General features: G+C 56.2%; 10 protein-coding genes. 5 read left to right on the forward strand and 5 right to left on the reverse strand.

Annotated elements, in window-relative coordinates; translation table 11 throughout:
• Positions 1-75: 75 nt before the first annotated feature.
• Positions 76-735, reverse strand: a complete 660-nt coding sequence (locus H145_RS23550; RefSeq protein WP_071595247.1) for a restriction endonuclease subunit S — start codon at positions 733-735, stop codon at positions 76-78.
• Positions 735-2,858: a class I SAM-dependent DNA methyltransferase gene (locus tag H145_RS0118890; protein ID WP_019949716.1), complete on the reverse strand. Its 2,124-nt coding sequence runs from the start codon at positions 2,856-2,858 to the stop codon at positions 735-737. The genes H145_RS23550 and H145_RS0118890 overlap by 1 nt, the downstream gene beginning before the upstream one ends.
• A 247-nt stretch (positions 2,859-3,105) precedes the next feature.
• On the opposite strand from H145_RS0118890, the gene H145_RS0118895 reads away from it, so the two are divergent.
• From H145_RS0118895 to H145_RS0118915, 5 genes are all read left to right on the forward strand, one after another.
• Positions 3,106-3,462 carry a helix-turn-helix domain-containing protein gene (locus H145_RS0118895; protein WP_019949717.1) on the forward strand — a complete coding sequence of 119 codons (357 nt, stop codon included), beginning with the start codon at positions 3,106-3,108 and terminating at the stop codon, positions 3,460-3,462.
• A gap of 4 nt (positions 3,463-3,466) precedes the next feature.
• Positions 3,467-4,219: an ImmA/IrrE family metallo-endopeptidase gene (locus H145_RS22140; RefSeq protein WP_019949718.1), complete on the forward strand. Its 753-nt coding sequence runs from the start codon at positions 3,467-3,469 to the stop codon at positions 4,217-4,219.
• 88 nt (positions 4,220-4,307) lie between these two features.
• On the forward strand, positions 4,308-4,757 hold the full coding sequence (locus H145_RS0118905) for a hypothetical protein (protein ID WP_157541822.1): 450 nt from the start codon (positions 4,308-4,310) through the stop codon (positions 4,755-4,757).
• Positions 4,758-5,079: 322 nt separating this feature from the next.
• Positions 5,080-5,301, forward strand: coding sequence for a DUF2188 domain-containing protein (locus H145_RS0118910; protein WP_026351631.1), 222 nt, complete (start codon positions 5,080-5,082; stop codon positions 5,299-5,301).
• Between the two features lie 116 nt (positions 5,302-5,417).
• Positions 5,418-5,744: a YegP family protein gene (locus H145_RS0118915; RefSeq protein ID WP_019949721.1), complete on the forward strand. Its 327-nt coding sequence runs from the start codon at positions 5,418-5,420 to the stop codon at positions 5,742-5,744.
• 146 nt (positions 5,745-5,890) lie between these two features.
• On the opposite strand, the gene H145_RS0118920 is transcribed toward H145_RS0118915, so the two are convergent.
• The 3 genes from H145_RS0118920 to H145_RS0118930 all read right to left on the reverse strand — a co-directional run.
• Positions 5,891-6,145, reverse strand: a complete 255-nt coding sequence (locus tag H145_RS0118920) for a hypothetical protein (protein ID WP_019949722.1) — start codon at positions 6,143-6,145, stop codon at positions 5,891-5,893.
• A gap of 160 nt (positions 6,146-6,305) precedes the next feature.
• Positions 6,306-9,035 (reverse strand): PIN domain-containing protein, encoded by a 2,730-nt coding sequence (locus H145_RS0118925; protein WP_019949723.1) that lies wholly within the window; start codon positions 9,033-9,035, stop codon positions 6,306-6,308.
• An 18-nt stretch (positions 9,036-9,053) separates the two neighbouring features.
• A partial coding sequence (locus H145_RS0118930; protein WP_019948457.1) for an IS5/IS1182 family transposase occupies positions 9,054-9,316 on the reverse strand: 263 nt, incomplete at its 5' end.

Below are 9,316 nucleotides of genomic sequence, written 5' to 3' on the forward strand. Positions count from 1 at the left end.
GCTTAGCCACCCGCTACGATAAGCTGGACCGCACGTTTGACTCCTTTATCTGTCTACGAGTTATCACGCTCTACCTTAATTGAGAACAGCTCCTAATCCAACATAAAGCGTATCAGGATCAATTTTTTCGATTTTAGCAATCCTGCGTGAATCATAAGCAACAGCATCCAGCGTTTTGACTTCCCACCCCGCCGGCAGTTCCCCATTCGGCCCGGCCTCCGCGCCTGGGCAGCGCCCGCGCACAAACCACTCCCGGTACAGCTCCTGCGCTAGTCCTTCTAGCGCCGCTACCTGCGCCTGGTAGTTCTCCAGCAGCGCATCGTAGCGGCCTAGTACTGCTGCTATTTGGCGTTGTAGGGGTAGGGGTGGAACTGAAATTTGTATAGCATGTAGGGACTGCCGGTTAACTCCCGGCACCGCTCCTGCATCATTGTTATTATCTAACCCTAGTGTTTGGAGTAGGTAATAGATGAAACGCGGATGACTTCCTTTGAAATCCTCTACATACAATGTTGTGTTGTGAGGCCAATAGTTGCCTTCTACATAGTAAACCTCACCAAGTGTGCCGTATCGTCCAGTAATTACGCCTGGACCTGCCGCTTTATATTCAGCATGGTTAAAAACTATACCAGATGAGGATATCACTGGGTAGTCACCTTCCGATCGGTTAGCGTGAGTAAGATCGTGTCCACGTTGAAGATTAATAACGTCTCCAAGCTTTTTCTTTTCCCACATTACGCTACGCCCTCCCTCATTACATCCATAAATAACACGCGCACTTCCTGCGCAATCTGCCCTTGTAGGGCGTCGGCATCCGCGTGTAGGCGGGCCAGTTGCTCGGCCTGGGTCTGCACAAATTCCTTGAACTCTTCCGGCGTGCGGCCGTCGTCGTCGAGGGCCACGCCCACGTAGCGGCCGGGGTTCAGCGAGTACTGCTGCTCTTTGATATCCTCCCGGCTGGCCAGGTAGCACAAGCCTTCCACGTTGCGGTATTCGCCGTCGGGGAAATGACCGTCCAGCCACGCCAGTTGAGTTTCAAAATAGGTCACCCGTTCCAGCACGAACAGCAGCAAGTCCAGCTCTTCGCCCAACTGCCGCAGGCCCCCGCGCAGGTTGGCTGCCTTCCAGCTCTTGTCCTTCGCGGGCCGCAAGACCTTGTCGGCAAAGGTCACCAGGGCTTCTGCCTGCTGGCTCAGAGCCAGCAAACCGGCTTTGTCCGGGGGTAGCGTGTCGGCCGTTAGCTGCGCATGCGCCGTTAGGATCTTTTCCCACTCCTCATTGGCCGCCAACGCCTCCTGAGCGTCCTGGCTGAGCAGCAGCTGCGCGTTTTCCAGCCAGTCGCTGGCTTGTTGGGCTAGTGCCACCAGGGCGGTAGCATAGGTGGCCCGGTGCTGGTCCAGGCCCCGGTACTGCCGCACCGGCTCAAAGTCCGGGTCCGTCACCTCCGTATCGCGCCAGGTGGCCAGCGCCTCCACGTACTGTTGCCGCAGCGCCTGGAACTTGTCCGTCTCACCCCGATACAGCCACACAATGGCCGTCAGGTTCTGCTGCTGGGCGTCCGTAAACTCGCGCAGCTTCCGCGTCACCTGGTTGTAAATGCGCCGGGCATCAATAAACAGGGTCTGGTCGTGGCGCGGGTGCGCCGCATCGGTCTTGGCCCGGTCCAGAAACCACAGCGTCACCGGCAGCGTCACGGTGTAGAAGAAGTTTGAGGCAATGGTCACCATCACGTCCACCAGGCCGTCCTGCACCAGCTTGGCCCGCGCTTCGGCTTCCGCCCCGCGCGCATCCGAGGCCGAATTGGCCATCACGAAGCCCGCCCGGCCCGTCTCGTTCAGGGCCATGGCAAACAGCGAAATCCACAGGTAGTTAGCGTTAGGATAAATCTCTGCTGTCTTGCCTTTTCCTTTAGTTGGAAGCTTCGGACCGTAGGTTGTAAATAACTCATTGCTGTTTATGTCTGCTGCCGTAACCTTGTCCACGTTGAACGGCGGGTTGGCCATCACGAAGTCAAACTTGCCCATTGTATCTGCGTAGTCGTCCTCGTAAGCTCCTTCTGCCAACGAAGAATCCACGTTCCGAATGTCGCTCTTCAACCCGTTCACAAACAGGTTCAGCCGCGCCAGCATGCTGGTTTCCGATTTCTGCTCCTGCCCGTAAATCGATAGGTGCCCCGCCTCCTCATGGCTGCGCACAAACTTGGCCGACTGCACAAACATGCCGCCTGTGCCGCAGGCCGGGTCCAGAATGCGCCCCGTGTGCGGCTCCAGAATCTCCACAATCAGCCGCACCACCGAGGTAGGCGTGTAGAACTCGCCGCCCTTCTGCCCCTCGCTCAGCGCGAATTTGCCCAGGAAGTATTCGTAGATCTTCCCGAACACGTCCCCCTCGGTAATCTTCAGCCCGGCTATTTCCAGCAGAATCCCCCGCAGCACATCATCCGGTATCTTCCGGTAGTCAGCCTTGGGTAGCTTAATACCGGCGTCCGGGTTAGCCTCCTCGAAGGCCTCCATGGCTTTAATCACCATCTCCGGGGCGCTGTCGTTGGGGCCCAGTTGCAGCAGCGTGTTATCGTAGTGGGCCGCCGCGGGCACCACGAAGCCAATCACCCGCACGTAGGTCTGCTCCGGCTCTTCCACGTTGCGGCCCGTCTGCTTGGCTGCGTTCTGCGCGTCCGCGTCAGCCCGCATCTTCTCAAACCGGTTGGTGGCGTAGCGCAGAAAAAACAGCCCCAGCAGCGGGGCGGCGTATTCACTCGATTTCAGGTTGCTCTTGGCCCGCAGCCGGTCGGCAGCGGCCCAGAGGTTGTCTTCAAACACTTTCGGGCGCGGCACCCGGTCAAACAGTAACGAATTCATTAATTCAAACTCCAGAATAAAGTAGCCCGATCCCGCCACGGGGTGGCGGTTGGCAGTTCAGCAAAGCTATTCATTCAGGCGAGCTTTCCCCAGCCGTTGCGGTGGTGACGGCTTTAAAAGCAAAAAAAGAAGTAGCGCTCAGCTCTTTGTAACATTATGAGCAACTTTTATCAATGGATAAGTGTATATTTGTTACATAAAGCCAGCAACCAACTTCCATCTTCCCCACTTTTTCATCTCATGCATCATGGCAACTACCGCCCCAGCTGCTAGCCTGGGCCTCACCATCAAGCAACTGCGAGAGAACAATGGCTTCACTCAGGAGCAATTAGCCGGTTACCTCGGCATTGGCCGCGTCACGCTGGCCCATTTCGAATCGGGCAATCGTCAGCCCAGCCTCGAAGTGCTCGAGAAGCTGGCCACGCTCTACGGCATCGATACCATTGACCTGCTCGCCCCCGACACCCACGCCCAGGAACTCAACGCTGCCTTCGCCTTCCGCGCCGCCGGCGACTTTCAGCCCACCGACCTCGAACACATTGCTGGCTTCCGCCGCATTGTCACCAACTACTTAAAAATGAAACGGCTCGACAACGCCGAGTAAGCCCATGAAACGCCCCTCCAAATTCAACATTCAGCCCATTGAGGCCCAGGCCGAGAAGTTCCGGGCCACGCATGGCCTGGGCCAGGAGGTGGGACTCAACCTTGAGCTATTACTGCACCAACTACAGGTGGTCACGGTCTTCAAGCCTCTCGGCGACGAGGGGGCGCTTTCTGGTATGGCCCTCAAACAAAACGGCGAAAGGTTCATGCTGGTGAATACCAGCGTGGCCCGGGGCCGCCAGAATTTCACCATCGCCCACGAGCTCTACCACCTCTTCGTGCAGCCCGATTTTCACGTCCGGTTCTGCCACACGGCCCGCTTCAATAAGCAGGACGACCCCGAAGAGCGTAACGCCGATTACTTCGCCGCCTGTCTGCTCATGCCCAAGTACCGCATCATGGGGGCCGCCGCCGACCTGCCCGCCGGTGCCAGCCTCCCGCTGGCCACCGTGGTGCAGCTGGAGCAGGAGTTTCAGTGCTCCCGCAAAGCCCTGCTTATGCGCCTCTCCGAGCTGGGCTACATGCAGCCCCAGCAGCAGGAAGAGTACGGCGTCAACGTCATTCTCTCAGCCCGCAACCTGGGCTATTCAACCGAACTATACGACCGCACCGACAAACGCGAAGCCATCGGCAACTACTTGCCGCTGGCTTCTTCGCTGTTAGAGCAGGAGCGAATTTCCGAAACCCAGCACGCCACCTTCCTGCACGATTTCGCGCTGCCCGGCAGCCCCGCCCCCGATACGCCCGACGCAGCTTAGCTAATCCCCGATGCCCCCTCTACTACCCAAAGTTTTGGTCGACGCCGACGTTGTAAGTCACTTCTTAGCCGGGGACCGGATAGCCCTGTTGGCCGACGTTTTTCCTGGTCGCCTCGCTATGCTGGCCCAGGTCGAAACCGAATTGCGGGTAGTGCGCAAGTTCAATAGCATCATCGACAACTTCATTCGCTTCTGCCAGGTCGAGCAAGTTAGCCTTCCCGATGCCAACGACTCGCTGACGTTGGAATATCTCACCCTCCAGCGCACCTTCGGCAAGGGCGAAAGCGCCTGCATGGCTATGGCCCGCTTCCGCGGCAACTACATTGCCAGCAGCAACCTGCGCGACATCAAGTCCTATTGTGAGCAGCACCGCATCACCTATTACACCACGTTCGATATTCTGCACCTGGCCATCCAGGGCAACCACCTCACGGTACCTGACTGCAACGCCTTCATTACGCAGGTAAAAGCTGCGGGCAGCCGCTTACCATATGCCACCTACCAGGATTTTCTACGGGCTGGGGCCCGGAATCCGTAACGCGGGTGGTTTCTTGTTTCACCTTTTAGGACGCGTCCTACCCAACATGACCTAGCAACCTCACCCCACAAAAAAAACCGCCCGCCACGGGATGTGACGGCCGGCCTCTTAGCGCAGCGGCAACAAAGCAAGAATTGGAACCTCAGCCTTTGTTACGCCTGTCCGGTGCCGGGGATGTAGCCACCCCCCTCATCGTCCTCACGGATAATTTCGTCCGCGAAAGTAACGGTAATTACGCAATTACCCGCTTCGCGTTCGGTTGTCTGGCTCGGTATGCTCTTCCGATAAGGGCAGTACTCCTCCTAACCTACCGACAACTCCCATGAAAAGGAACGTCCACATTACCCCCCGCAGCACTGGCTTCGCCGTCATCTCTGCCGGTGCTCAGCGCGCCTCTGTCGTGCTGCCTACCCAGGCCCAGGCCATTGCCGTTGGTCGCCAGCAAGCTGCCCGCAACGGCAGTGAGCTAATCATCCACCGCCCCAACGGCCAAATCCGGGCTTCCGACAGCCACGGCCGCGACCCCCGCAACATTCCGGGCTAAGGCCGCCACCGACCGTCACGGTCGGGTGGTAGCCAACTATCATCCCGGCCGTGGCGGTCCGGCGTTGCCTCCGGGTGGAGCAGCGCAACTATACCACCACGCACTAATTCAATACCATGAGCAAGTTTCAAGTTTATAAGAGTGCCGCCAACAGCCAGTTTTATTATCGTTTGCGGGCCGGCAACGGCGAAATCATCCAGTCTGGCGAAGGCTACACGACCAAGGATAACTGCCTCAAAGGCATTGCCTCGGTAAAGGCCAATTGTCGACTCGAACGGTTCGATAAAACATTCGCCGCCAGTCAATACGGCTTCAACCACAAAGCCCTGAACGGCGAAATCATCGGCCGCGGTGAGAAGTACACCACCAGCACGTCCCGCGACAATGGTATCAATGCCGTCATCCGCGAAGCCCCCAATGCTCCGATAGAGGATAACACCTAGCATCCTCTAAAAAGCATCATGGCAAAAAAGAGCCTTGGCTATATCAGCCAAGGCTCTTTTTGCAAAATCGCCTACCCAAAAAAATAGCTTCAAAGTCACGCTGGGTTCCCCGCACGCTACACTTGCTGCCGGCCAGATGTGCGGCCTCACCCCAGCGGGTACACCGCCGCCAGCTGCGTATCGCGCACCTGCTCCAGCCACTGCTGCGCCATCTCCGGCGTCTGCATATGCTGTGGCTGCAGCCAGAACAGCGGCGCCACCAGCCGGCCCGGCCCGGTCTGCACCCGCAGCCCATAGCATTGGTAAGGCTTCACGCGCAGCACGTCAAACTGTAGCCCCCGGGCCATGTACTCCCCAAAGATTTCCTGCAACGATTCCGCGTCCGGCAGATAGTAAGGCATAGTTATTTTGCTGTTTACACGGTGAGGTTTTTAAGCCCTAGGCACTTTGGAAAGGCTCCAATAGCATCCAAACACTTCTTTACTGCAATAGTTGCTGTGCCGCTGACCAGTTGAAGATCATGATTTGAAACTAAAAATTAACTCTGTGATAGAGCGTGTTCTAGGGTTTTTTTCCGTGTTTACTCTGCACAATAGCAGCTAAGCGCCAAGCCGCTTTCAGAATGCGGGTAACCTCTTCTACGTAGCAAGGCAGCAAGTAAAAAGCTCTATCCAGACGAGTGGCTACATATGAAAGAGTGTTTTCTTGTAAGCGAGTGTGGCAAAGTGCAGCTGTCAGCACCCTGATAGCCAGATACCGGCTTGTTTTCGAATCGAGCGCTGAACTGGTTAGGATTTCGCGGACAAAATGGGCTATTTCCTGCAAGTGTTCAGGCGCAAAAAATACCCGTTGCACCATGTTACGCAACGCCTGCAAGGCTAGGCCCTCATAAGAAAAATTGGCTTCCCTAACCGTATGCAGCAAAGCCTGGGCACTGATCGTTAATCCAATGTAGGAGCGGCTGAGTAGCGCCGGCAGCAGGCAAGTAGTGAATTGGGCGGGATAATACGCCTTCAAGAAAGCTTCTGCGCTTAGCACTTTTGCGCCACTTTTTGCGGCCAATTCAAGTAACTGGGCGTCATCAGATACTACTACTGCGTGCTCCGCACCGGCTAGGCAGGCCGTGTCGGCCATGTAATTTACAGCCTGTCGCTGTCGCTCCGTCTTACTCTTCCCTTGGCGTATGATGTCTAGCTTCTCAGGTACAAGACGGGACTTACAGTTCGTCTCTGCCCAAGCCAGCAAGTTTTCCAGGTAGGCTAACTGCCGCCCGTGCATTTCCGGGGGATAAAAGTGCGGGCGTACTTGCTCATCCACAATTTCAACACTCATTTCCACTGGCTTGCTACGCCTTTTCTCCCGCACCTGCTCGCGTAAGTTTTCCAGCACAACCTGGGATATCCACAGCACAGGTGGCAAAGCCAGCTGCTGCTCGGTAGAAAGTGCGTACAGCAGCGGCAGCGACGACCAATCCAAGACGATGGGTTTGCTGGCCAGGTTTTCAATCGGCGGAAAAACCGATTCGGAGAGGACTACCAAGCCGGGGCTGTCTTCGCGGTTAGAAGTCAACCAGTGGTATGCTTCCAAAAAATTGCCCTTATGCAAATTGGCTGCTACCTCGAAGAACGTAGCCTCGTATCGACGGTATTTGTCCAGCAATTGCTTGGCGTGTTGTTGCTGTGCCCGTTGGCCCTCGCCCAATACTTCCAGCAGCGTGCGGTTAATGTCTTCGAAGGTGGGATTATCGGTGCCGAAGCTGATTGACTCAAACGGGAGTGCCGTATCGTTCTGGTTAATTTCATTGTGAATTTCGCGCCAGAGCCCGCCGTAGAAATCGTTGACTTCCAGCACCTGGAGTTCCGCTTTCTTGTTGCGCATGCCATGTTCTACTTCCACAGCATCACCCACCCGCCGGCCCAGCAGATGTTTTGCAATGGGATTGGCTTCCAGCAACTCAGCCGTTATAAAAAGACGGCGCGGACGTTTGCCATCCAGGGCGTAGAGCACGGCGGTGCTTACACCGCCGACCTCGGGGGGTGTCCGTGGCCGTTCGTCCTGAGCACACAACGCAAAGAACCGGGTCCGGGCCGTTACGTTTTCCGGGTCCATGGCCAGGGGAAACACTAACTCTAGTGCTAAGTCAGTCAGCCCCTGATGGTGGGCCATAGCGGCGGCATCCAGCAACTGCTCAAAGGTCAGTAACTCTGGGCGCTGTGCTACTTCCTCCAAGGCAATTTGCAATTCTTCCGGCCGTTCCAACTTGTATAGTGCGCTCAAATAAGCCCACCTAGCCCCGCTTTTAGCGGTAACAGAATCCTTCAGCGCGCTGGTAACTTCTACAATCCGTTCCCAATCGAGCAACCAGTGCGCTAACTCAACTTCCCAGCTGCAAAATTCCAGCAACACGCCGTGCTGTAACCGCCATGCCCGTAACGCGTCGCGTAGTTGACCACTATTCTGAAACAGGTGGTACTGGTTACGCAGGCGAATAATTTCCACTCCAGGGTGCACGGGACCAGGCGCTTGCTCAGCGCCCTGCAAAATCTCCGCAGACCGAGTGTAGTTTTCCGCGTGCTGGAATAATGAGGCCAAATGCTGGCGGAACACTGCGGGAGTGTCCGCTTGTAACAGAGGTTCGGCTTGAGCTAAGCAATGCGCTAATTGCTCCTGTTCTTCCGTCCCTTGCGTGGCAATTTCGGCCCGCAACAGCCACTCCACCAGTGGGTCATCAAGCTGACCGCGGGTGAGGCAGGCGTCCACAACCGCGTTTCGTTCACCAGAACTGGTGCAGTGTCCCGCTAGGTAACGGAGTACCCGGTCAAATGAGATGGTGTCTATCCGCTGCAACCGCTCCAAGTGCCTGTTCAGAGTTTCTTTGTCGCGCGGGTCACCTAATTTAAATAAGGCGTGATATCGAATATAATCTATGTCGGAAAAAAGTGTTGAATCAGCTTCTTCCAGCACATCCAGCACGCGCTGGTATTCTTGCGCCCGAAACAATGTACAAGCCCACTGCCAGACGTAACCTTGCTTATCGGCTGGGGGAAGCAAATCAAAGCGGCGACTGAACTCGGCTAACTCTGTGATGTCACCGGTCAGGTGAAATCCAGCCAGACCTTGCACAAAGTAGTGGTGCGTGAGTAATGGCGCTTTTTCCGTCGAGGCCAGCAGTTGGGTGTAGCGTTGCAGGGTTTGATAGGCGAGAGTTAAATGAGGCCTATCCGTCATCAACTGCACTTTATCTAGTTGAGTAATAAGCGGCAGCCGGTCAAATTCCAGATGCACCACCATTTGGGCTAGGAGCTGTTCTCAATTAAGGTAGAGCGTGATAACTCGTAGACAGATAAAGGAGTCAAACGTGCGGTCCAGCTTATCGTAGCGGGTGGCTAAGCGTCTAAATTGCTTCATTTTGCTGAACGTCTGCTCAATGTGGTGTCGCTGCCGATAGGCCACTGGGTCGAAATGAGGCATGTTCTTGCGCCGTGGATTCGGCTTAATGACCGCCTTGGCTCCTGCCTGCGCTATCAGGGCCCGCAACGCATCACTGTCGTAGGCCGCATCGGCCACTACTT

It is taken from the genome of Hymenobacter aerophilus DSM 13606 (assembly GCF_000382225.1).
GTDB classification, from domain to species: domain Bacteria; phylum Bacteroidota; class Bacteroidia; order Cytophagales; family Hymenobacteraceae; genus Hymenobacter; species Hymenobacter aerophilus.